Origin of the sequence: Pseudoalteromonas sp. B131b (genome assembly GCF_037162545.1) — a bacterium.
Taxonomy (GTDB): Bacteria; Pseudomonadota; Gammaproteobacteria; order Enterobacterales; family Alteromonadaceae; genus Pseudoalteromonas; species Pseudoalteromonas fuliginea.
Genome location: NZ_JARLUZ010000001.1, coordinates 854,568 through 877,817, shown reverse-complemented (window position 1 = coordinate 877,817; position 23,250 = coordinate 854,568). Strand labels below are relative to the sequence as shown.

Sequence of the window (23,250 nt, the reverse complement as noted above, 5' to 3'; positions counted from 1 at the left end):
TTCGGTATTAGCGTCTCATACTATAGGCGTTCTATCAGCATTCACGATGTTATGTACGCTCATAAACCTAGTGTTCGTGAGCGTGCTCTTCTTCTTGTGCTATACCTAACCAAGTGATAGCAGCAGGTGGGAAGGTTAGTTCTAGTTCACCTTCAACTTCTAGATCTTCTAGGTGTACTTGCACTATGTGTTGAGCAATTGGGTCGGCAATATAAGCAAACTGACCATTTTGCGCCACTGTCATACTAAAGCTCATACCTTCGGGCATTGTGGTTACGTCTGCCTGAGTAATATCGACTTGGCCTGCGAGTTCCCAGTGCATTTCGCCGTCATGGTCATGTCCTGTAAGTACATTTAAAAAGCCTAGACTGTCGAGTACTAAAAAGTGTTCACCACTGGCTGAAAAAGAATAAGATACAGCACTTGCGCCATCAGCAAGTTGCCATTCTACTTCTTCCATTTCGGCATTTTCAGGATGAATGCTAAGTAATACTGAATCACTGCCATCGTGTCCTGCGGCTATGCCAAAAATTGTGTCGTTGTTTTTGTGGCCGTACAAAGTACCAATACGTTGAGCGCCTACGGCGTTTATATTTACAACTTTTTTAGCGTTGTATACATCACCTTGCTGGTGAGCAATCAATACACCATCGCCACAACCAAATACAACATAATCGTGATTTTGTGCTGCGCCGTGTAAATCGGGGCAGGTTACTTCTAACGTTTGCTCTAGTTCGTAATTACCATCGTGAAGATGATATACACCCACTTGATCGGGAAGTACTTTGGCATTAGATGTGCTACTTGCATCGTCTCGACGAATGGTTGAGAGTAAATGTTCACCGCGAGGCTCAGCTACACCATGCATGTTAATATCATAGTTAATGCCAGTAAGTGTGGCTGTTGCATTGGTAATATCGTTATCGGTTAATACTTCAACCGAAGCAGAAGCGCCTGAATCTGCATCGCCATCGTAAAATATTGCTAATTGTCCGTCGTGAGTTATTAAGTGTGTAGGGCGGCTGCCGCTTGTAAGCTCGTAACTACTAAACACCGGGCTTTGCTCGTAATCATGTAAATGAGCGCCGTGATCTTCGCGCCACATACCGCCGTCTATAAACCCTAGGTAATCTTGAGTACGATTAGCAATAACAGCATAACGAAAGTCAGGTGATGCAGATAACGTGTTTGAGTCATCGTTTAATACAAACGTATCAAGTAGTGCGTTATCGTCTAAATCAAAAAAGCTCGCTTCGTTGCTGTCACCTGCCAGAACAGCAAGCCTGCCAAATGAGCTTATGGTATAGCCGTCGTCATGCTCGTCATCACTTTCATGCTCGTCATCTACCACAGCAATAGGATCTTTTTCTACAATGTTGGTTTCTGCATCGCCACAGGCGGTAATTAATGTGCTGCTTACTGCAAGTGCTATCAATTTTAGTTTGAATAATTTGGTCATATTAGTTTCCCTTTATTTAAAATTCTTTTTAGAAGTAACCGCGAATACCAAGTGCGAAACTTCGTCCTGGGCGTGGCGCTATCTCTTTTAAAAATGAGCTATGCACGCGTGCTTCTGTATCTGTTAGGTTTGTACCTTTTAAATACAGAGATAGGTCTTGATTAAGTATCGATAGGGCGTAACTCACACTGGCGTCAATTAGGGTGTAACCGTCTGTTGCGGTTTCTTCAGGAGCCGTGCGATCTTGATCTTGGTAGCGAGTTACATGAATATGCGCACTTAATTTTTCGCTGTTGTAGCTTAGCTCGCTGCCAAAACGTAGTGGAGGTGTACGCGGCAGGTCGCCGCCGTCTTTAAGGCGTGCACGTACATAATCTGAGAATAAATCTAACTTGAACTCATCTGTTAATTGCCACGCAATTTGCGCTTCAAACCCGTGTAAAATTACGTCGTCTGTTTTAAATAAATAAACCGGTAGTTCTGATGAATGGTCGTGCTCGTCAACGCCTTCTTCTTCATCGCCATGGTCGTGTCCACTTTCGGCGAATAAACCGGTGTCTATTTGGTAATAGTAGTTATCTACTTGGTTGTAAAAGGCATTTAAAATAAAGCCAACATCGCCTTGAGTTTTACGCAGGGTTAAATCGATATTATTGGCAGTTTCTAGGTCTATTGTTTGCTCAGACAAACCTAAATGGCCATCTTCATCTAAATCAAATAAGGCGCCTACTTCGTAAGTGCCAGTACCAATGTGTGGCCCAAACGATAACAACTCAGAGGCAGAAGGCGCACGTTCAGAGCGCGATACAGAAAGACCTAAGTTATAGTTAGGTGTAAAATTCCATACTACCCCTGCCGATAAACTGACTGGCGTAAACTCATGCTCTACATCAAATACGCGAGTAAAATTGGTTTCTTCTTCGTGATTATGATCGTCATGTTCATCACTTTCATTATGTGCATGAGCATCAATACTTGGCAGTAATACATTGCTTGCGTTAAGTTCTACGCGCTCTATTCGGCCACCTAATTGCACTAAAAAGTCGCCAAAGTGCCTTTCTTCCATTAACGCTACAGCAAAGCTTTCGGTCTCTGATGGCGGTGTAAAAGCTTCTTCACCTTGCGCCTCTACATCACTATTTTTATAGTGAAAACTAAAGCCGCCATTCCACTCGCTAAATTGGTTATGTAGTAGGTCTATGCGTAATTCGTTTGTTTCGTTTTTAAAGGTAGTGCCAACAGCGCCACCCTCAATTTCAGCGTGTTCGTAGTCGGTATGGCCAGCGCGCAGATTTACCTTGTTTAGCCACTTATTATTTAGATTGAATTCACCTAGTAATTGCACTTTGGTTTGCTCTAAATCGGCAAATACGCTTTCCTCGTCACTATGCTCACTTTCATCACCATGAGAATGACCAGGAATACCGTATTGACGATTAAATTGCTCTACCGCTATGCCAATAAATCCGTTATCCATTAAATAGCTAGCGCCAACAGTAAAACCGTCAGACTCTTCATTGCTGTTTTCAACAGTGTAATCGCCATGATGCTCTTCACCGTTGCTATCTATATCGGCAGCTACAGGCACCTCGTAGTCGTCGGCTTCACGCCAAAATGCATCGGCATAAAAAGCAAAAGAGTCTGTACCTGTAGTGGCATTAAACGAGGCTACTTTTTGGTTATCTACTGAGTTGTGCTCTACGTTCCATTCGCCGCGTGTTGTGCTGTCGGTGGGTACGCGGTTATCAACTATATTTACAACGCCGCCAATAGCGCCGCTGCCATAAAATAGAGTTGCAGGGCCCCGTAATACTTCAATTTGTTGTGCTGTAGACGCCTCTGATGCAACAGAGTGATCAGGGCCAACGCGCGACACATCACTTACATCAAGGCCATTTTGAGTAATAAGTACACGAGGGCCGCTTAAACCACGAATAATTGGTGTGCTGGCTACTTTACCGTGAAAATTTGTATTAACGCCTGGGAGCTTTTCAAGGCTGTCGCCAAGGGTTGCAGCTTGTTGTCGTCTTAGTTGTTCGCTAGATAAAACACTAACAGGCGATGCAGATTCCATTGCCGACATATGAATTGGTGTTGCCTCAATGTCTATTACTTCAATAGGTGAGCGCTGAAGCGTAAACGATACAGAGCGTGTTTCATCTGTGTCTATAGTAATATCACGATGTAAATGCGCATAACCTGGCGCAACGATGTGAAGCTCTTTGAGTTCATTGTTTAGTTTGGCTATTACAAAGTGACCGTTTTTATCGGTGGTGACTTTTATGTCTGAGCCTTCAAGTTCTATTACAGCATTACTTATAGTACTGCCTTGTGTATTTACCACTGTGCCTTGAATGGTTTTTGCAAGCACACTCGCGGGCAATAAAGCGGCTATTAAAAGAGCTAACTGTGATCTTTTTTTCATTCTACCTTACTCTTGGTATGTTATATTGTATCAATTGTGCTTCAAATGTTATAATGTATCAAGTGTAATTAACGATTGTTATTTAAATGCTCATGCAAAAGTAAATATTTATTTGTAGACATTGATTAGTAGAGGAAAAAATGAAATCGAGTCAAAGTGTAATGGATCGTCTAGCAATAGGGCTTTCGTTAATGTGTACAGTGCATTGTTTTGCAACGCCAATTATTTTAGTACTTCTACCTAGTTTGGCAGCACTACAACTAGATAACGAACAGTTTCATATATGGATATTAATGGCTGTGCTACCCACAAGTTTACTTGCGTTAAGCTTAGGCTGTAAAAAACATAAACAGTTTAGTTATATGGCTTTTGGGATTGTGGGGTTGTGCTTAATGTTACTTGCTATTTTTATAGGGCATGAAGGTGCAGAAAAGGCGCTAACTTTAACTGGCTCAGCTTTTATAGCTGTAGCACATTGGTTTAACTACCGCCAGTGTCTTAAAAAAGAAGATGAGGATTGTCCGTGCTCAGGTAATTAATCTTATCAAATAGTTTAATGCCTATATTATGGTGGTATAGCTCTCATCGACTAAATGAATATTGATTTATATTAAAGACTCAGCTTTAAAATGCGAGTTTTATACCAATCAGCAATAATACTTGATTAATTTGAGGGCTTAAACCTGATGCTAACTGTGTTAAAAGTTTCTGATATACGACTGCATGGATGCAGGAGATAGAGCAATGCAGGAGCAATTAGTGATAACAACTAAATAACGAAATTTTTGCTTTGTAATCGACACGATTTTCTTAACTAAAAATAGCTCACTTAATTAAGCAGATTGGTATTAAATTTAAAAACACTATAAAAACACACAAAAAAAGCGACTACCTAATAAGGTGTCGCTTTTTTAGTAAGCATTATTAGCTTACTTGTAAAAGGCTTCAACAGTGCCTTTTCTTGTAAGTAAAAGTGGTTGCCCGCGACGATCAAGCCCTTTTGGAGATGCAAATTTTATCCAACCTTCGCTGATGCAGTATTCTTCAACATCAAAACGCTCTTTGCCGTTGAACGTGATACCAATATCGTGTTCAAAAACGTCTTCCACATGATGTGGGCTGCGTGGATTAATAGAAAGGCGATCTGGTAAAGCAGGTTTTGCGGTAGTGTCGTTCATGGTCATATTCTATATTGAATGAAGTATGCGCTATTGTAGGCAATACAAAGCTTTCGCTCAAGAGAGATAGTGGTAAATGTGTTTAAAAATGTACTAATTAATGAGTTGTGTATACAAATGAGATTGAGCTTGGAAAATATTTACAGAGGAGGATTTTGAAGATATTTGACTAAAAAATGATAAAGGTAAAAATATTAATGGGTTATCTCTAACCCACTAAATTGTTTAGCAATTAGATGCAAACAATGTTTTCGGCTTGTGGGCCTTTTTGACCTTGTGTAACAGTAAACTGTACACGTTGGCCTTCAGCTAAAGTTTTAAAACCGTCGCCAGAGATTGCGCTAAAATGTGCAAAAACGTCTGCGCCAGATTCTTGCTCGATAAAACCAAAACCTTTTGCTTCGTTAAACCATTTTACTGAACCAGTAGTTGTATTAGACATAATATGTATCCTAAAAAATTAATATAAGTGTGCCTGAAAAGAGGCGATTGAGCCGGAAAAAATAGTTAACTTGAGGATATCGTGTAGGATTATTACTAAAACAACTCGGTACTAACAAATAAAACAGAACTTCTTTCAAACTAGTATTCAAAATGGGTTATTGCTAACCCATTTAACGAAAGCAATTAGATGCTAACGATGTTTTCAGCTTGTGGGCCTTTTTGACCTTGAGTAACAGTAAACTGTACACGTTGGCCTTCAGCTAAAGTTTTGAAACCGTCGCCAGAGATTGCGCTGAAATGAGCGAAAACGTCAGGACCAGATTCTTGCTCGATGAAACCAAAACCTTTTGCTTCATTGAAAAATTTAACTGTACCAGTTGTAGTATTAGACATAATAGTATCCTAAGAATTAATAAAAGTGCGCCTTAAATTAAGGCAATTTAACAGGAAGAAAACATACATTTAACTGAGGATAACGCGAAGGATTATTACTAATATCAACGTGGTACTTACAAATAAATAGGGTTTTCTATCAACCCGATGCGAAGCAGGATAACAGTAAGTTAAGCCGTATACCAAGCTTTATTGTAATTTTATTTTAGAAGTACTAATTTTTTATCTGTTAATTATTAGCCAGTTTACTAACGCCTATGCAGATTTGTTTTTTACAATTAAATTAAAGCTTTTTAAATCAGTTTGTTATGTTTTATTTGGTGTTCTTTTAAGTGAATTAAATAGAAACCTCAAGTGCTTAAAACGTCTATCACTTATCTGTTTAATTTTTATATGGATCTTAGATTATTTAATTGACTGGCTCTAAATTGCAAATTTAGGTGCTAATAATGTAATCCAAAGTGTTTCAGTAATTATTTTAATAATCGATTCTATGTCCACTTTGATGGGTTTTACCTCTTTTTATATTTACTGGAGGCAAGCGTAATTAAAAAATAACAAAAGGTTATTGGCGTTTTTAATCACTATATAAAAGGTGAAAAGTAACTACTTGTTATACGGGCGATACTCAGTTCTATCAACATAGGCGAGTGTAACTCAGTCGCTTTAAGCCAGAGTTATAGCATTTAACATGCTGCGCTTTTTATGTCTTTTTTTGTAAAATATTAGTCACTTTTTGTTCACCAAAATTACCTTTTTTAGTCATATCTTTTTTCTATAGTGCAGCGGTTACTCATTTGAGATTTTTAACTTCAAGCAAAAAATAACCACTAAACAATGGGAATTATGAATGAAAATTAAAAAAGTCGCTGCGGCAATCGCTCTAACGTTTGCGTTTAGCGCAGTGAGCCATGCAGATGTACTACCGCAAAGCCAAAAAGACAGCAGCTGGTATAGCGCTGCGCAAACTAAACTAACAACAAAAACAGCACAAGCGCAGGCTACACAAGCCACTAAAGCTAAAAATGTCATTTTATTTGTGGGCGATGGCATGGGTATTTCTACTCTTACCGCAGCGCGCATTTTGCAAGGGCAGCGTAATAACCAATCTGGCGAAGAAGGTTATTTAAGCTTTGAAGAGTTCCCATACTCTGCACAAGTTAAAACGTATAACGTAGATGCCCAAACTCCCGACTCAGCAGGCACGATGACGGCAATGATTTCGGGTGTTAAAACCGATGTTGGCGTAATTGGTGTAGATGAAGATATTGAACGCGGCGTGTGTTCAACAGTGGCAGGTAATGAATTACTTACAGCTACAGAGCTTGCTGAAATTAAAGGCCTTGCAACAGGCGTTATTTCTACTGCACGTATTACTCATGCAACCCCTGCTGCAACGTATGCTAAATCGGCTGACCGTAACTGGGAAGACGTATCCGATATGCCAGAAGATGCCGTAACGGGTGGCTGTGAAGACATTGCATCGCAACTGGTTAACTTCGAAAAAAACCTAGAAGCACGATTTGTAGGGACCGACGTAGACGGCCTTGATTTTGTAATGGGTGGCGGTCGTCGTCACTTTTTACCAAAAGACGAAACAGCTAACTCAACAGATGCAGTAAGTGCTATAGAGGGCGACCGTACTGACGAGCGCAACCTAGTGACTGAGTGGCAAACACAATACCCAGATGCTACGTACGTGATGGATCAAACAGGCTTTGATGCAATAGCGGATGACGCCACTAAAGTATTTGGTTTATTTAACGAATCCCATATGCAATACGAAGCTGACCGCGCAAACGATGTAGCGGGCGAGCCTTCACTTACCGATATGACCACTAAAGCAATTGAAGTGCTTGGTAAAAACGATAATGGATTTTTCTTAACGGTTGAGTCGGGCCGAATTGACCACGCGCACCATGCGGGTAATGCGTACAACGCGCTTAACGACACCATTGAGTTTGCTAAAGCCGTGCAAGCTGCGGTAGATAACACCAACCCAGAAGAAACCCTTATTTTAGTAACCGCCGATCACAGCCATGTATTTACTATTGCAGGCTACCCTAAGCGTGGTAATCCAATTTTAGGTCAAGTAGTTGCAGTAGGTGCAACAACACCAAGTCTAGCCGCCGACGATATGCCTTACACCACAGTCGGTTACGCAAATGGCTTAGGTTTTAGAAATTTAGGCGACGAGACAAATGCTGATGCAAGTTACACAAGTGCTGCTGTTGCAGGGCGTGTTGAGCTAAATGGCGTTGATACAACAACCCCAGGTTTTCACCAAGAAGCAACCGTACCAATGGGCTCAGAAACACACGCAGGTGAAGACATATCTTTACATGCTAAAGGTCCTGGTGCTCAGCTAGCCCAAGGTGTAATTGAACAAAACGTTGTATTTCATCTAATTAATCAAGCTCTTGAATTAACTCAGCAATAATGGCGGCTAACATGAACAAATTAACGGTACTTTCTTTGGCAGTAATGGTCGCGCTAGCTGGTTGCTCGAGTGACGATAACAAAAATGAAAATAATATTATCGCAGTAGATAATACTGTTGCAGTGGGCTCTGAGCAGTGTATTAATGGCGGTGTAGAGACGCAAGTAGGCGCAGATACTAATAATAACGACGTGCTAGATAGCAACGAAGTTAACTCAACTAATTTAGTGTGTAATGCACCCGCAACGTCGCTAACAAGCGAGCAGTTAGCCTCGCTCACTAGTAATACTTGGTTTAGTGAAGCACAAACAAAATTAGGTGCTGCACAAACAGCCAGTAGCAACATTGTTACTGAATCAGGCAAAGCTAAAAACGTAATTTTATTTGTGGGCGATGGTATGGGTATTTCTACCATAACCGCAGCACGTATTTTAGCGGGTCAGTTAGAGGGCGAAATGGGTGAAGATCACCAGTTAAGCTTTGAAACTATGCCTTTTTCAGGCTTTGTAAAAACATACAACGTAGATGCGCAAACGCCAGATTCGGCAGGCACTATGACCGCAATGGCATCGGGCGTTAAAACCGATGCAGGCGTTATTGGTATTGATGAAGCGGTTGAACGTGGTAATTGTGCATCAGGCAAAGGGCACGAACTTGTTACCTCGTTAGAGCTTGCTGAAATTGCAGGCAAAGCAACAGGGATTATTTCTACAGCGCGTATTACTCACGCAACACCCGCTGCAACGTATGCTAAATCGGCAGAGCGTAACTGGGAAGATATCTCCGATATGCCAGAAAGTGCTGCAACGTGTGAAGATATTGCATCGCAACTGGTTAACTTTGAGGCCAACTTAGAAGCACGCTTCAGTGGTGTTGATGTAGACGGTATTGACGTAGTAATGGGCGGCGGTCGTCGTCACTTTTTACCAAAAGATGCTGCGTTTAATTCAGCCGATGCAGTAAGTGCAGTTGAAGGGGATCGTACAGATAACCGCGACTTAACCGCAGAGTGGAAAATGCAATATCCAAATGGCACGTACGTAATGGATCAAACCGGTTTTGATGCAATAAGTGACGACGCCACTAAAGTGTTTGGCTTATTTAATGAGTCCCACATGCAGTACGAAGCTGACCGTGCAAACGATGTAGCAGGTGAGCCTTCGCTTTCACAAATGACCGAAAAAGCAATAAACGTACTTGATAACAACGAGCAAGGTTTTTTCTTAACGGTTGAGTCGGGTCGAATTGACCACGCGCATCATGCGGGTAACGCTTATAACGCGTTAAACGACACTATTGAGCTTGCCAAAGCCGTTAAAGTGGCGATGGAAAACACCAACCCAGAAGAAACATTAATAGTTGTAACTGCCGATCACAGCCATGTATTTACCATTGCCGGTTACCCTAAACGCGGTAACCCAATTTTAGGTAAAGTGGTTGCAGTAGGCGCTACTGAGCCAAGCTTAGCTGCCGACGATATGCCTTATACAACTGTTGGTTATACCAATGGTGGTGGCTTTAGAAACCTAGGTAGCGAGACCGATGCCGATGCAGGTTACGCCTTTGCACCTGTTACAGGGCGTGTTGATTTAACTGATGTTGATACAACAACACCTGGTTTTCATCAAGAAGCACTGGTACCAATGGGCTCTGAAACACATGCCGGTGAAGACGTAGGCGTTTATGCAATGGGACCAGGTGCACACTTGGTAACAGGCACAAACGAGCAAAGCTTTTTATTCCATGTAATGGACTTTGCCGCTGACTTTGTAAAAACCGCAGACGAAAAACTAGCGCAATAAATACCGGCTAGTTATAAATTTAGTTAAATATATCTAAATAAAAAACCCCGCCTACTTTGCGGGGTTTTTGTCATTAAGCTGACATTTTTAATCGTTATGTTATTGCCATAAACTTGAAATATAAATAAGAGATAGCTAAATGAAAAAAGCGTTATTAATAATTGCCACGCTTGTAAGTACAAGTAGCTTTGCCTCGCAATGTGATATTGATGCTAAGCATTTAAAAGCCGATTATAAAATTACCAACAGTCATAAAGCGCAGCAAAGTAGCGAGTCACTTACCCTTTGGCGAAACGATCAGCAAGTAGCGCATCAAAGTGAAGTAATAACCGAGCTTTGGCAGCACTTAGCCAATAATCAAATACGACCAATACGTTACTTTAACGCCCAGCAACGCGGCATTGAATATCAACCATCTGAGGTACGCGGCGTACAAAATTGGAGTGCTAAAAGTCAGCTGGTGGATAACCACCTAATCGAAAAAATGACCTTAGTAAGCACACAAGGCACAGGCTGCGATGAAGTAAAAAACTATACATTGAGCGAAAATGGCAACGACTTTAACCTCACCTTTTTTACGCATTCAAAATTAGTTAAAACATTTAGTATTAGTAATAAAAAAAGCCAAACAACCACCTTACTTAGCCTTAATAATGTAAGCACTGATGAGCCATTAATTAGTGCTCAATTTGCACAGTGGGATCGCTTTCAAACCACCGATTACGCCGACATTGGCGATAACGAAGGTGACCCATTTTTAGCTAAAATGATAAACCTTGGTTTTATAGAGCACAGCGCAACAGGTTTTTACAACCAGCAGGGCGAGGCTATTCAAGGAGGACACCACCACTAGGTCTTTAAATGTTGTAGTTCATAGCTAAAAGAATGACAGGCAGTTATGAGCTACAAGCAAATATTCAGACGAGGGTTAAAGTCGCAATTACCAAAGTAATATTATTAAGTTATTTTCCTCCTACTTCCAAAATAACCACCTGCCACATAATATTTATAATTGGCAATAAATTACACTATTTGATATTAATAGAAGTTCACACTATCAGGATGTTATATCTCTAAAGGGACTTCATGAGCAAGGTTAAGATTAAGTTAGTATCTATCGGTCATTTGCCGTTGGGATTTGATCCGAAGAAAATCAAAAACTCCTCGTCTTCATTATTTGAAGTAATTGGAAAAATTGATAATCATGAATTGCGATGCAATTCAGATGGTTTTGACTGGGAGTTTTCTGATGATTTAGTCAGAGAACAAATGCCCAAACTAAATGGCGCAGACTTTATGATTGCAATTGTTAACGTTCCATTAGAAGGCAGTTGGTATTCCCGTAGATTAGGCAACAATCAAGTAGTTTTTACGTTTTATGAAATCAAAGAAATATTGCAGAGTGCTAATATCCCTTTGGAAAACGTCATTTATCGCCTACTCAATGCCTACACCTTTGCATATAAAAGAAACGAGAATAAGATCCCCGAATTTCATGAAATGACAGATTTTACCCATGATGAAACACGTGGGTGTATTTTCGACATGAACGGGATTAAATCAGACCTAGTTGCCTCATGTCACAATCCAATCATTTGTAGCGAGTGCAAAGAAAAACTTAGGCGAGATCGAGTTTCAAATGACGACATAGAGTCAGCTGAAAAGGATATTAAAAAGATTCGTAAAGACCTTTACTTTCGTATTCTCGAAAAGGTTAAGCGCCACCCAATTTGGACTTTAGTTCTTTCAAGCCTATTTGCCTTCTTGCTAGGGGTTGCTGGCTCAATCACAGGATCTTATGTATTTGAGTATCTTAACAGTATCGAGAGCGAGCCACGAGATATAACAAGTGGTCCAATAGGACAGCCCGATGCTACGGTTGCAAAAACACCTCCTCCGCAGTCTGCCAATTAACCAAGCGTTTTAGTGAAAATAAGGAAATGTCCTTTGGTAGAGCTGTTATATGCACAAGGAGTATTAGCATTGTTTAATAAATTAATTCCAATTTCACTAATAGTTTTATTATCAGCATGTGGTGCAACTCACCCACCCTCATACCAAAAAGACAGAGCACCTGAAAATAGAGATCAATATAGCGGTGCGGAAGGTATGACTCAGTATCAAAAAGATCAAAGTCACCTTATGAGTAAAGAGTTATCTGATAAATGCAAAAAAGCTAAAATTGATCTGGCTATCGCAAAAACTAATGAAGACTCTAAAGAAATTAATAAACAAAATTCATTAATTAAGAGTACATGCGTATAACTGTTTTATTCCGAGTAGGGCAAAGTCATTCAAATAAACTAAATCTAACAAATAATAGACGGCTACTTCATAGCCGTCTATTATTTGGATCTTACCTCTAAGAATTCAAACTCAACTGCCTAAATTACTCCAAATGAGCATCATCAGGCTTTTTAGGTTTACTCGCTACTTCTGTTAAGCCGTCTTCGCAATCACCGCTGTCGCAGGTATTTAAATCGCTTTGTGCTTGTTTATCTTGTTGCAGCACTTGTTTTAAATCTTCCATGCGTTGGCGAACTGCTACGCCGTAGCTGGCGTCGTCTCCCCATAATGCAGCTAGTTGCAGTACTGCAGCGCGATCGTGGTCTCTAAATAACTTACCGGCGCGCTCTGCATCTTGCTTAGTGTTACCTAGTAACTCGAGTGCTTCTACGGCAAGGTTAATAGCTGAGTCGACTGTTTCGCGGTTAAACGCATCTACTTTTAAATTAAGTAACTGATACGCATGGCGGCGGTCGATTGCGCGAGCAACTATTTTAAGCTGCGGGTAGTTTTTATGCGCGAGCTTAATTATCTCAATAGTTTTATCGGGGTTATCAATTGCAATTACCAGCATTTGCGCGGTGTGCGCGCCTGCGGCTTCAAGGAGTTCTTGGCGTGCTGCATCGCCATAAAATACAGTATTGCCAAAACGGCGTAGTAATTCTATTTGGCTAGGGCTGTGATCAAGTACGGTAATTTCGTAGCCTTGTGCGTGCAGTAAACGCCCCATAATTTGGCCAAAACGTCCGTAGCCCGCAATAATTACGTGCTTAGCGGTGCTAATTTGCTCTGGCTTATCAAACTCAGGCAGAGCACTGCTACTGCGTTTTTGTATTTGCTCATAAACCATAAGTAATAACGGCGCTATTAGCATTGATACCGCCACAACTAAGGTAACAAGGCTGGTTTGCTCGAGCGTTAAAATACTTAAGGTAGTGGTAACGCTTAAAAGTACAAACGCAAACTCACCCCCTTGGGCAAGCGCTAAGGCAAATAATAACTGCTGTTTGCTGTTAATTTTAAAGGTAACGGCAAGGGCAAATAAAATGCAGGCTTTAACTACAATGAGTAAAACCACTAAGCCTATAACGGTACTAAACTCGTTAAATAGCAGCTCAAAGTTAATTGATGCGCCAACAGTTATAAAAAACAATCCTAAAAGTAAGCCTTTAAAGGGTTCTATATCGGCTTCTAATTCGTGTCTAAATTCGCTCTCGGCAAGTACAACGCCGGCTAAAAAAGTCCCCAGCGCAGGCGATAGACCAATACTTTGCATAACTAGCGCAATAGCGACCACTAAAAACAGTGCAAAAATAGTAAATATTTCACGCATGTGTGTTTGAGCAATGTATCTAAATAACGGGGCCGATACGTATTTACCGCCGGCAATAATAGCGGCAATAACCGCAACCGATACACATACTTGTTGCCATACCGGCCAGCTTGCAATAATTGAATCGCTGATTTCTTTTGTGTTAGTTTGCGGGGCAAATGCAAGCAGTGGCAATAGGGCTAAAATAGGAATAATTGCGATGTCTTGAAACAGCAATACCGAAAAAGCGTTTTGTCCGGCTTCTTGCTTTAGCCAGCCTTTTTCTTCAAGGCTCTGCAGCACAATAGCAGTAGAGGAGAGCGCCAGCATTAAACCAATGGCGAGTGCGGTTTGCCAATGCATGGCAAAAAACCAATAACAAAATGCAAAAATTGCCGCTGCCGTTAACACAACTTGCAAGCCGCCAAGCCCTAAAATAGAGTGGCGTAATGTCCATAAACGCGAAGGTTGTAGTTCAAGGCCCACTAAAAACAGCATCATTACTACGCCAAATTCAGCGAAGTGCATTACATCGGTTTGATCGCCCACAACACCCAGCGCATAAGGGCCAATGAGTATGCCGGCAATTAAATAACCTAACACTGAGCCAAGTCCGACTCGTTTTGCAATAGGGACAGCTACAATGGCTGCTGCTAAGTAAATTAAAGCAATTTCTAACACGCGTTTATCCTAATAACATCAAGGCTTTTAGAATGGCTTAGCTGCTTATAAAATACAATGGATTATATGGCTCAAAGTTGCTTATTTATCAGTAGTTATAACACTAATGGTTATAACTACTGGGCTAAAAATAGCACTTTATGTTGAAGGGCTTATTTGGGGGTTAAATATTACAAATACTTATAATTGCTGAGCTTGGTTGGCCTGAATCAGAATGGTAAATAGTAATGTTTGAGCTGATTGTATTTTCAACGTTTGTTTCAATTACTGTTACTTCAAACTCTGCTGATGCAGGTAGGTCGATATCTAATTCGCTATCGAGGTAAGTACTTCCGCTTTTTTGCAAAGTAAGTGGTTTGGTTTGATCAAAGCTAAATTGAAAGCTATCTGACGCTAAAAGTGTATCTACCATGTTAAAGCGTAAGTTAACGGTGTCGGGGCCTGAAAACTCAGCACACACAAATACCGAAACCTCAACAGCTTGTAAAACGGGCATGCTATTTTGGCCTATATCCACAGTAAAGTTGCTTTGCGTAATTGCTACGGAGTTGTATTCCCCAGCTGCAAGCCTTTGATCTGAAGTTGTTATCGTTATTTTTTCGCCTTGCGCTAAATTAACCTCTTCATCAAAAAAGCCGTTTGTGTTGGTGCTGTACTGCTGTCCATTAATTGTTAGCTGTGCATTGCTTATAGCCGCTTTTTGCACATTAGTGAGTTGCCCTTTAATACGACCGGTAAGTTGTGCAGAGTTAGTTACTGTAATTGAAAATTGCACACTTTTTGAAAAGCCATCTGCATCAGTTGCTACAACGGTTAGCGTGTAACTACCTGTCATATCGGCGATAAATTCGGTAATACTTTGGTTTGTATTGCTTAAGCTGGTGCTCGAACCTGAAGGGGCTGATAGCGTCCAAGCGTAATCGAGAGTGGTTCCTTCTGGGTCGTAACTTTGGCTTACATCAAATTTAACTGCATTGCCCACTACATCGTAGCGCGATTGCTCCCCGTGAAGCTAATTACTGGCAATGCGTTTTGTATTACATCAATTGTTAGGGTTTTTGTGTCAGAGAACTGCACGCCATCGTTAGTGCGTAACGAAATAACAACTTGCCCCTCTACTGATGCGCTAAACGTTGGTTTTGATATTGTATTACTGCTAAGCGTTGCTTGGCCTTGCGACGAAATGATTTCCCATTGGTAACTTAGTGGCTGGCCTTCTGGATCGTAACTAGTCGAGGCATCAAGTAAAACTTGTTCATCAACCGTTATGGAGGTTTCATAAGTTACCAAAGTAACAGGCTTTTTATTGCTACTGGCATGCAGTGCTGAGGTTGCTTGGTTTGAACTTAATTGCCCATCAGACACTGTAAGCGCTACAACGTAGTCGCCTTCTTTATCGGCAACAATAGAGGGCGTTGCTGATGTGTTGTTAGTGAGTTGCGATGCACTATTTACAGGCTTGGCTTGTAACTGCCAGTTATAACTCAGCGTATCTCCGTCTGGGTCGCTGCATTGTTGGCACTGCAAAGTGGTTGATTCGTTTAACGTAATATCACGTTCGGATTCAAGTGTTGCTATTGGGGCTTTATTGCTTGTGGTAACAGTTAAAGTAACTGATGCGGTATCACTTTCGTTTTGTTGATCGGTAACAGTGAGTGAAAGCGCGTAATCTCCAGCTGTAGACGCTGAAAACCCAGCGGTATGATTTTGCATGTTTGAAAGAGCCGGCGTGCTGCCCTGGGGTTTTGCTGTAATTGCCCACGCATAACTAAGCGTATCGTTTTTATCGGGATCAGTACTTTGGTTACCGTAAAGTGTAACAACTTCATTTGGAGCAATTGTTTGATTTTCTACGTTTATCACCGCTTGTGGCGATGAATTAGAATTAAGCGATTCACTTTTTATGAGTACGACAGTGCTTGCTGTATCACCTTGTGAATCAGTAACGGTAAGCTCAACTTTAAACTCGCCTATTTCGTCGGCAACAAACTGGCTTTTTACTTGAGTCGCATTTTCAAGCGTTGCATTACTTGCTACGGGCTTGGTAATAAATTGCCATTTGTATTGATTAATGGCGCCGCTGGTTGTGCTACTTTGCGCGCCATTTAAAAGCACAACATCACCTTGTTTAACGGTTTGTGTGCTACCTGCGTTAGCAGTTAGCTGGGTATTTGCAGTAACGGTGAATTGTTTTTGTGCAGGTGCGCTTGAAAGCTTGCCGTCACTCACGGTTAATACTAATTGGTACTCTTGTGCTTCAGATACTGAAAACTCAACGGTACTTTCATTATTAACCGTAATCGGTATTTCTACTTGTTCGTTTTTGCTGGTTAATTGCCATTGATAGGTGAGTGCATCGCCATCGGGGTCGCTACTTTGTGCTGCGCTAAAAACGAGGGTGGTATTTACTTTAAACCCCGATTGCTCGGTGGTGATAACCGCAACAGGCTTTGTGTTAGTGCTGAGCGGTTTAGTTACTGTTTTGGAGTCTGAACCACCAGAGCCACATGCAACAAGCGTGAATAGAGTCGTGATTAGAATTAAGAGTTTCCATTTCATAGTATTAATATCCTTTTAATAAAGTCGAATACTAATATGTACCGAAATTAGCTATAAAGCAAAAAAATAAATCAAAATAGGTACTTTTTATATTATTTTAGGAAATAGTTAACGTGAAGCAGTGCTGCTTTTAAATAACTTATACTTTGAGAGGAGTGCTTTATGCCCAGATTGATAGGGCATAAAGTATATTAAATGGCAGTTGAATAACGCTTAAATAAAGTTAGTCAGCTACTTTTACTGAACCGCTAATATTATCGATACTTACATCGCCCGAGCCCGACTCAGTGATAGTCAGCCCCTTTGCATGATTAACGCGAATATCACCCGAACCATCTTCAATTGTTACGCTTGAGCCAATATGCTCAATAAGCAGGTCGCCAGAGTTATCATCAACATTAACAGCACCGCTTATATGGCTTATCACTAAATCACCCGATCCATCTTCAACGTTTAGCGAACCGTTTATGTTGCTCACGTGCATTTCGCCAGACCCATCGTCAATAGTTGCATTGCCGCTTACGTTGTTAATGTGAATACTGCCAGATCCATCGGTTAATTCTAAATTACCTGCGATGTTTTCAAAGTTTACTTCACCTGATCCATCGTCAACAGTTAGGTTTTTAGCACCGCTTATTGTTAAATTTCCTGAGCCGTCTTTTACATCAATATTGCTTTGCATAGCATTTATTAAAATGTCGCCAGAGCCATCATCAATATCTAAATTTAGATTACTTGGCACAGTAACCACTAAATTAATACTTGGAGATTGACCACTGTAAAAGCTAATACCATTACGGCTTTTATTTTGGGCAACAAGCTTTGCCTGTTTACCGTCTTGCTCGAGCGTTAGCTCGTATTCGTCTTCAATGTCGGCTGTGTAAATAGTGGCATCAACACTGATGCTGGTGGCCGTTTTTGAGCCTTTTATTTCAAGGCTACCTGCGCCGCTTAACACATTTAAGTATTCTAGATTATTGCTTGGCAGTGATAGCTGTTGAGTTTGCTTTACTGAGGCAACGCTTGGCGATATATGAAATACACAGCCACTTAATAATAAAATTCCGCCAATAAGTGAAAGTGGTTTTGTAATGTTAGATACAGTTGATGAGCTCATGTTTAGTCCTTTGGTATTTATTGTTTGTATTTATATAAACAATATAGAGCAAAAATAAGGCCGAAATGTAAGTTATTGTTTTATATAGGGTGGTGTTTTTTTATGAAAGTTGAAATACTAATAAGTGGTTAAAATAACTAACTATTAATAAAAAAGGATGCGCGATGCATCCTTTGTTTAATTTAGAAACTTTAACTGTGGTATTAATGTGCTCTGAAGTAGCTTATTTGTTGCTTAATTTTTTCAGCTAATGTCATTAGTTCACTTGCCGAATTTACAGTACTTTGCGTGCGAGACTCACCCTCTTTAGCGAGTTGGCTTATAGAGTGTAGGTTTTGAGTGATTTCTGCAGCAACGGTGCTTTGTTGATCTGTTGCCTCAGCTATATTATTTGATGAGCGAGTTAGATCACCAATACTTTGAGTGATTAAGTTAAGTTGCTCTCCTGTTTTTTCGCCCTCTTCAGCTGATTTAATACCCAACTGACGGCTTTGTTCCATTTGTTTAGTTGCGGCGGTAACTTGTATTTGTAGCTGTTCAATTGTTTGGCTAATTTCTAAAATTGATTTTTGAGTGCGCTGCGCTAATGTTCTAACTTCATCGGCTACAACTGCAAACCCTCTACCTTGTTCGCCAGCTCTTGCCGCTTCTATTGCTGCATTAAGTGCTAGTAAGTTTGTTTGCTCAGCAATCCCATTAATTACTTCGGTTACTTTACTTATTTCGTTACTCGCGGTGTTTACTTTTTCTACAGAGTTATGGCTATCATTTAACTGTTGGCTTAGTTGCATTAAATCATTAACAACTTGGGTTAATTGTGTTCGACCTAATTGAGCTTCTGCATCAACTTGTTGGGTTCGTTGAGCGCCTTCATTTGCGTTATTGGCTACATCTTTAATGGATACTGACATTTCTTCGATGGCGGTGGCTATTAGATCTGTTTGCCCCATCATTGCATGTGCTTCTTTGCCGTTAGTGAGTGCAATTTTTTTGGAGATGCCCGCTTGCTTTTCCAGCTCAACTACAGAGTTTTGTAAGGCGAGTATTAGTTTTTTGAGTTCAACCGACATGCTGCTTACACTCGCGGTAATTTGGTCTATTTCATTTTCACTATTTGTGTTGGTATTTAAAAAATGTTGTGACAAATCACCTTTACCTAATGCATCAACGCTACGTGTTAACTGTCTTAATGGTTTAAGTGTTTTTACTAGCACCCAAAAAAGTAAAATTGAGATAGCAAGGATCCCCCCAACAGACGTTATGCTGTTAACTACCATTAGTTTTATGCTTTCTTCAGTGAGTTCGCTTTCTTTTACACGACCAAGTAAGGTCCAATCCCACCCAGGTACCGTTTTACTGTAAGCAAACATCGGGGTGTTATTTTCACTATTGTATTTTAATGACAGACCTTTTTTAATTGCCTCTAGATTAAGCCCATCAAGTGCTTTGGAGTTCACTTTTGAGTCAACTGCGGCCTCTTTACCTGCTATAACTACATCATTTGTATTTCTGAAAACAAATAAGTTACCGCTTTCTTCAATTACTATTTTATTAACAGACTCTCTCAGCGATGCCAGTGCATCGTTTATATTAAAACCTATGTATAAAATACCAATTACTTGGTTTTGTTTATTTTTAATTGGTTGGTAAACAGTCATATACTCGTTGCCGAATAATTTAGCGTAACCTTCATAGCTTTGACCGTTCATAAGAGGCTGATAGCCTGGGTGTTTTTTTCCTAGGTATGTGCCAATAGCCCGTTGCCCATCACTCTTTTTTAAAGAGGTAGTAATACGAAAAAATCATCCCCATCTCGCATAAATACCGTGGCGTTACCTCCGGTTAATTTAGCGTAATTTTCAACAATATCGATATTGTTATTAACCTGTTCACCATCATGTAAAAGAATAGGAACCATAGTATCTACGACCATTACTTTTTGATCGCTTTTTTTAAATTCACCAGGGTACATACCTTTAAATACGGTCGCATTGCGTTTTGCTATTGCAAGTAGGCTGTCGTATTGGAGTTCTAAAAGATCTGAAATAGCGGTTATTTCAGACTTAATCGCAGTTTCACTTTTTTCAGAAAGTGTATTAGCCGAGATTAAATAGGTAGATAGTCCCACTAAACTAAAAATACATAACGTTAAAGTGAATGCTAGGGCACCAATTTGTTTTGATATTGACCAGTTTTTATAGCTCATACTTCACTCCAAAGAAAGACGGTATTTATGCGTACTTAGTTTAATTATAGGCATTTTAAGTTGTTTTTTGATGACTTACTAGCAACTAAATTAACCTAATCATCAATTTATCATATAAAAAAATTTAATAATAATAAAAAGTTAGCAATTTATGTTGAAGGTGTTATTGCTGAATTTATTTGATTATAGCTAGGATGGTTATTTTTATTACTATTTTTTAAATATAAAAAATCCGATATGGCATGCCATATCGGATTTTAATTTAACTCATTAAATTTAAATTAAAAGCTGTAAGTAATATTACCGTATAAGAAACGCCCGTCTAATCCGTAAGGTGCATACGGTGTGTACGGGAATATTTGGCCAAAGTCAGAGTAACCAATGTTATCCACGGTTGCTTGTGGGTACTGATCGAATAAGTTGTTTGCACCAACGGCAAATTTCCAATATTCGTCTGGACGGTATGCCACTTCTAAGTCGGTGATCCATTTAGGGTCTAGGTATTCATCGCGATCAGCTGTAGTTGATATATCAGCGACTTCACCATAACGTGTGGCACGAAGCGTTGTTTGCCATTCGTTAAAGTTCCACACTGCTGATAAGTTCCATTTGCTATCTGGCGTGCCCTCTTCAAAGCGGCCTACTTCACGACGTGCAAACACTACGTAGTCGTCACCTAGTGAGTTTAGTTCGCTTGGGTTGTCGTTTACGTGTGTTACTTCGGTATCGTTAAAGTTAGCTGCTACGTTTAAACGTAAATCACCTAAGTTGTCTAAATCTAGATTATAAGTGGCAACTATATCTACACCTTGCGTGCGTGAGTCGATAGCGTTGGTAAAGTAGCGTACGCTTTCGGTATTTAGCTCACCGGCATTTTGTAGTATTTCAACAACTGCATCGCCTTCTAAGTTTTCAGACAATACAATACGGTCATCAATATCAATACGGTACGCATCAACGGTTAAGCTAAAGCTGCCTTGCGTGTACATAAAGCCCGCAGTAACGTTTACTGACTCTTCTGCATCTAGCGGCTGAGCACCGAGTGCTTGCGCTGCGGCTGAATCGGTTGGGAATAGACCAACTTCAAATGGTTGGTTGTTCTCAAGTACAGTAGAGATTTGGCGGTACGAGCTTTGCGCTAAAGATGGTGCACGGAAACCTGTGCTAATTGCACCGCGCAGCGATAGGTTTTCAGTAATGCTGTAACGCGAAGCAAGCTTAGAAGTAAATGTGTCACCAAAGTCGCTGTAATCTTCATAACGACCCGCTAAAACTACGTTCCATTTTTCTGTTAAGTAGGTATCAAACTCAACAAATAAAGCGATGTTATGACGGCTTTCGTCAGTCGCACTTTCTGGTCCAAAACCAGCAAGTACTTGCGCGCCACCGGCTGCAATTGGGTTACCATCGCTATCAAGTGCGGTGATGTAAGACGCTTCTTCGCCTTCTTCAATTTTGTAGCTTTCGTGGCGGTATTCAGTACCTACGGTAAAAAATACGTCATCAGGTAAGCCTAAATCAAGTGTGGTATTGGCCGTTGCGTTTACTAAAAACTGATCGTAAACCAATGCACCGTTGTCAAATTCGTTTGGGCTGTCGGCACCTAGTGATGTGTTAATACTATTTATAACACCGAAACCAAAGTCGTTACGGCCGTAGTTGGTACTTACATCCCATGTCCAGTCGTTAGTTTCGCCTTTTAAGCCCAGCGCAAATGAGTAGTCTTGTACGTCTGTTTCAATTTGCGGCAAAAAGCCATCTGGGTACACTTCTAAAACGTTACGGCTGTCTTTTGCACGGCGGTAAAAACCACCTGAATTACCTTCACGCTTTGAGTAGCTACCAAATGAATAAAGGTTTAAGCCGTTATCTAAATCGTAACCCATGTTGTAAAACAACGCGTAATCTTCAAGGTCGGCTTTACCAAAGCGGTGGTTGTAACGATCGATAGTAAATTCGCGTGGGTCTAGGCTGCCATCATCAAGGCGGCTGTATTGTTCGCGAGGGTCAAAGCCTGAGCGTTGAGTTGAGTCGTTATCACGGTATTCAATTGATACGTTTACAAAGCCGTTATCAGATAACGCAAAACCAGAGTTTGCGCTAACAGTGCGTGTTGCACCGTCGTTTACTTCGCGGTCGCCACCGGTATTAAACGCTAAGTCGCCGTTTGCATCTGCGTAGGTGCTTTCTAGCTGAGGTACGCCAGCCATTTGAGTATCGTATTTACCGTACGTTACGCTTACGCTACCGCCTTCTGAGGCATCTTTAAGTACAATGTTAATTACCCCAGCAATTGCATCAGAACCGTACTGTGCGGCTGCGCCATCACGTAGTACTTCAACACGCTTAATGGCTGATGTTGGAATCATGTTCAAATCAACAGCGGTAGAGCCTCGGCCAACAACACCTGCTAAGTTTAATAGCGCACCGGCATGGCGGCGCTTACCGTTTATAAGTACTAATGTGTGATCGGGTGCTAATCCACGTAAAACAGCTGGTTTTGCATGGTCAGTACCATCACCCATAGTGGCACTTGGGTAGTTAAAGCTAGGTACTTGGTTTGCTAGTATTTGGCTTATTTCTAGCTGACCCGTACTTTGCATATCACCGCTGGTAATAATATCTACAGGTACTGAGCTTTCGGCAATACTGCGTAAGCTTCTGCGAGTACCTGTTACTGAAATCACTTCAATGCTCTTTTCGGCCTGAACATCTTGTTCTGCAGCAAATACAGAAGAATAGGGTGCACTAAGTGCAGAAGAAATGGCCAGGCTAAGTGCTACTTTTTTGGCTGATAATGGCTTTAACATGATGTTGATTCCCTTGAGGGCTGCTGACTATTGATTTTAAAAAGGAGCGCATCATATAGAAGCGACTATCCTAGTGCAAAGATAAAAACTATCTAAGATATTCTAAGTTGTTAACAAGTAAGGTCACTGTTTACGCGC

16 protein-coding genes and 1 pseudogene are annotated in these 23,250 nt (G+C 40.7%); 6 read left to right on the top strand and 11 right to left on the bottom strand.

The window, feature by feature from the left end; translation table 11 throughout:
* Positions 1 to 67 precede the first annotated feature (67 nt).
* Positions 68 to 1,459 (bottom strand): 5-methyltetrahydrofolate--homocysteine methyltransferase, encoded by a 1,392-nt coding sequence (locus P4S65_RS04080; protein WP_337119621.1) that lies wholly within the window; start codon positions 1,457 to 1,459, stop codon positions 68 to 70.
* Positions 1,460 to 1,487: 28 nt separating this feature from the next.
* Positions 1,488 to 3,884, bottom strand: a complete 2,397-nt coding sequence (locus tag P4S65_RS04075; RefSeq protein WP_337119620.1) for a TonB-dependent receptor — start codon at positions 3,882 to 3,884, stop codon at positions 1,488 to 1,490.
* A gap of 140 nt (positions 3,885 to 4,024) precedes the next feature.
* On the opposite strand from P4S65_RS04075, the gene P4S65_RS04070 reads away from it, so the two are divergent.
* Positions 4,025 to 4,423: a MerC domain-containing protein gene (locus tag P4S65_RS04070; protein WP_033030558.1), complete on the top strand. Its 399-nt coding sequence runs from the start codon at positions 4,025 to 4,027 to the stop codon at positions 4,421 to 4,423.
* Between the two features lie 390 nt (positions 4,424 to 4,813).
* Here the strand turns inward: P4S65_RS04070 and P4S65_RS04065 are convergent, their stop codons facing one another.
* The 3 genes from P4S65_RS04065 to P4S65_RS04055 form a co-directional block, all read right to left on the bottom strand.
* Positions 4,814 to 5,062, bottom strand: coding sequence for a DUF3297 family protein (locus P4S65_RS04065; RefSeq protein WP_007377376.1), 249 nt, complete (start codon positions 5,060 to 5,062; stop codon positions 4,814 to 4,816).
* Positions 5,063 to 5,294: 232 nt separating this feature from the next.
* The gene (locus P4S65_RS04060; RefSeq protein ID WP_007377377.1) at positions 5,295 to 5,504 is read right to left on the bottom strand and encodes a cold-shock protein; all 210 of its coding nucleotides are present in this window, start codon (positions 5,502 to 5,504) and stop codon (positions 5,295 to 5,297) included.
* 185 nt (positions 5,505 to 5,689) lie between these two features.
* Complete coding sequence (locus P4S65_RS04055) at positions 5,690 to 5,899, bottom strand: cold-shock protein (RefSeq protein ID WP_006792548.1); 210 nt, start codon at positions 5,897 to 5,899, stop codon at positions 5,690 to 5,692.
* Between the two features lie 850 nt (positions 5,900 to 6,749).
* Between P4S65_RS04055 and P4S65_RS04050 the strand changes: the two genes are divergently transcribed.
* The 5 genes from P4S65_RS04050 (at position 6,750) to P4S65_RS04030 (ending at position 12,406) form a co-directional block, all read left to right on the top strand.
* The gene (locus tag P4S65_RS04050) at positions 6,750 to 8,339 is read left to right on the top strand and encodes an alkaline phosphatase (protein WP_033030560.1); all 1,590 of its coding nucleotides are present in this window, start codon (positions 6,750 to 6,752) and stop codon (positions 8,337 to 8,339) included.
* 11 nt (positions 8,340 to 8,350) lie between these two features.
* Positions 8,351 to 10,141 carry an alkaline phosphatase gene (locus P4S65_RS04045; protein WP_337119619.1) on the top strand — a complete coding sequence of 597 codons (1,791 nt, stop codon included), beginning with the start codon at positions 8,351 to 8,353 and terminating at the stop codon, positions 10,139 to 10,141.
* Between the two features lie 139 nt (positions 10,142 to 10,280).
* Positions 10,281 to 10,994, top strand: a complete 714-nt coding sequence (locus P4S65_RS04040; RefSeq protein ID WP_337119618.1) for a hypothetical protein — start codon at positions 10,281 to 10,283, stop codon at positions 10,992 to 10,994.
* Positions 10,995 to 11,227: 233 nt separating this feature from the next.
* Positions 11,228 to 12,055: a hypothetical protein gene (locus tag P4S65_RS04035; RefSeq protein WP_337119617.1), complete on the top strand. Its 828-nt coding sequence runs from the start codon at positions 11,228 to 11,230 to the stop codon at positions 12,053 to 12,055.
* Positions 12,056 to 12,124: 69 nt separating this feature from the next.
* Positions 12,125 to 12,406: a hypothetical protein gene (locus tag P4S65_RS04030; RefSeq protein WP_337120728.1), complete on the top strand. Its 282-nt coding sequence runs from the start codon at positions 12,125 to 12,127 to the stop codon at positions 12,404 to 12,406.
* A gap of 124 nt (positions 12,407 to 12,530) precedes the next feature.
* Here the strand turns inward: P4S65_RS04030 and P4S65_RS04025 are convergent, their stop codons facing one another.
* The 6 genes and pseudogenes from P4S65_RS04025 to P4S65_RS04000 all read right to left on the bottom strand — a co-directional run bounded on the left by P4S65_RS04025 (position 12,531) and on the right by P4S65_RS04000 (position 23,112).
* Entirely contained in the window at positions 12,531 to 14,420 is a 1,890-nt protein-coding gene (locus tag P4S65_RS04025; RefSeq protein WP_337119616.1) for a monovalent cation:proton antiporter-2 (CPA2) family protein, read from the bottom strand.
* A gap of 163 nt (positions 14,421 to 14,583) precedes the next feature.
* A complete protein-coding gene (locus tag P4S65_RS04020; RefSeq protein ID WP_337119615.1) occupies positions 14,584 to 15,402 on the bottom strand; it encodes a PKD domain-containing protein in 819 nt (272 codons plus the stop codon).
* Positions 15,402 to 16,979 (bottom strand): PKD domain-containing protein, encoded by a 1,578-nt coding sequence (locus P4S65_RS04015; protein ID WP_337119614.1) that lies wholly within the window; start codon positions 16,977 to 16,979, stop codon positions 15,402 to 15,404. Before P4S65_RS04015 ends, P4S65_RS04020 begins: the two co-directional genes overlap by 1 nt.
* Positions 16,980 to 17,202: 223 nt before the next feature.
* Positions 17,203 to 18,096 carry a hypothetical protein gene (locus P4S65_RS04010; protein WP_337119613.1) on the bottom strand — a complete coding sequence of 298 codons (894 nt, stop codon included), beginning with the start codon at positions 18,094 to 18,096 and terminating at the stop codon, positions 17,203 to 17,205.
* Positions 18,097 to 18,299: 203 nt separating this feature from the next.
* Positions 18,300 to 20,302: pseudogene (locus P4S65_RS04005) on the bottom strand (methyl-accepting chemotaxis protein).
* Between the two features lie 281 nt (positions 20,303 to 20,583).
* Positions 20,584 to 23,112: a TonB-dependent receptor plug domain-containing protein gene (locus P4S65_RS04000; RefSeq protein ID WP_442961660.1), complete on the bottom strand. Its 2,529-nt coding sequence runs from the start codon at positions 23,110 to 23,112 to the stop codon at positions 20,584 to 20,586.
* Positions 23,113 to 23,250 lie beyond the last annotated feature (138 nt).

What these genes read in the sequence shown, in the direction of transcription:
- P4S65_RS04035 (WP_337119617.1), top strand. Translation starts at nt 11,228, where the DNA reads ATGAGCAAGGTTAAGATTAAGTTAGTATCTATCGGTCATTTGCCGTTG.
- P4S65_RS04010 (WP_337119613.1), bottom strand. Translation starts at nt 18,096, where the DNA reads ATGAGCTCATCAACTGTATCTAACATTACAAAACCACTTTCACTTATT.
- P4S65_RS04075 (WP_337119620.1), bottom strand. Translation starts at nt 3,884, where the DNA reads ATGAAAAAAAGATCACAGTTAGCTCTTTTAATAGCCGCTTTATTGCCC.
- P4S65_RS04070 (WP_033030558.1), top strand. Translation starts at nt 4,025, where the DNA reads ATGAAATCGAGTCAAAGTGTAATGGATCGTCTAGCAATAGGGCTTTCG.
- P4S65_RS04050 (WP_033030560.1), top strand. Translation starts at nt 6,750, where the DNA reads ATGAAAATTAAAAAAGTCGCTGCGGCAATCGCTCTAACGTTTGCGTTT.
- P4S65_RS04045 (WP_337119619.1), top strand. Translation starts at nt 8,351, where the DNA reads ATGAACAAATTAACGGTACTTTCTTTGGCAGTAATGGTCGCGCTAGCT.
- P4S65_RS04065 (WP_007377376.1), bottom strand. Translation starts at nt 5,062, where the DNA reads ATGAACGACACTACCGCAAAACCTGCTTTACCAGATCGCCTTTCTATT.
- P4S65_RS04000 (WP_442961660.1), bottom strand. Translation starts at nt 23,112, where the DNA reads ATGTTAAAGCCATTATCAGCCAAAAAAGTAGCACTTAGCCTGGCCATT.
- P4S65_RS04080 (WP_337119621.1), bottom strand. Translation starts at nt 1,459, where the DNA reads ATGACCAAATTATTCAAACTAAAATTGATAGCACTTGCAGTAAGCAGC.
- P4S65_RS04015 (WP_337119614.1), bottom strand. Translation starts at nt 16,979, where the DNA reads ATGAAATGGAAACTCTTAATTCTAATCACGACTCTATTCACGCTTGTT.
- P4S65_RS04055 (WP_006792548.1), bottom strand. Translation starts at nt 5,899, where the DNA reads ATGTCTAATACTACAACTGGTACAGTTAAATTTTTCAATGAAGCAAAA.
- P4S65_RS04060 (WP_007377377.1), bottom strand. Translation starts at nt 5,504, where the DNA reads ATGTCTAATACAACTACTGGTTCAGTAAAATGGTTTAACGAAGCAAAA.
- P4S65_RS04040 (WP_337119618.1), top strand. Translation starts at nt 10,281, where the DNA reads ATGAAAAAAGCGTTATTAATAATTGCCACGCTTGTAAGTACAAGTAGC.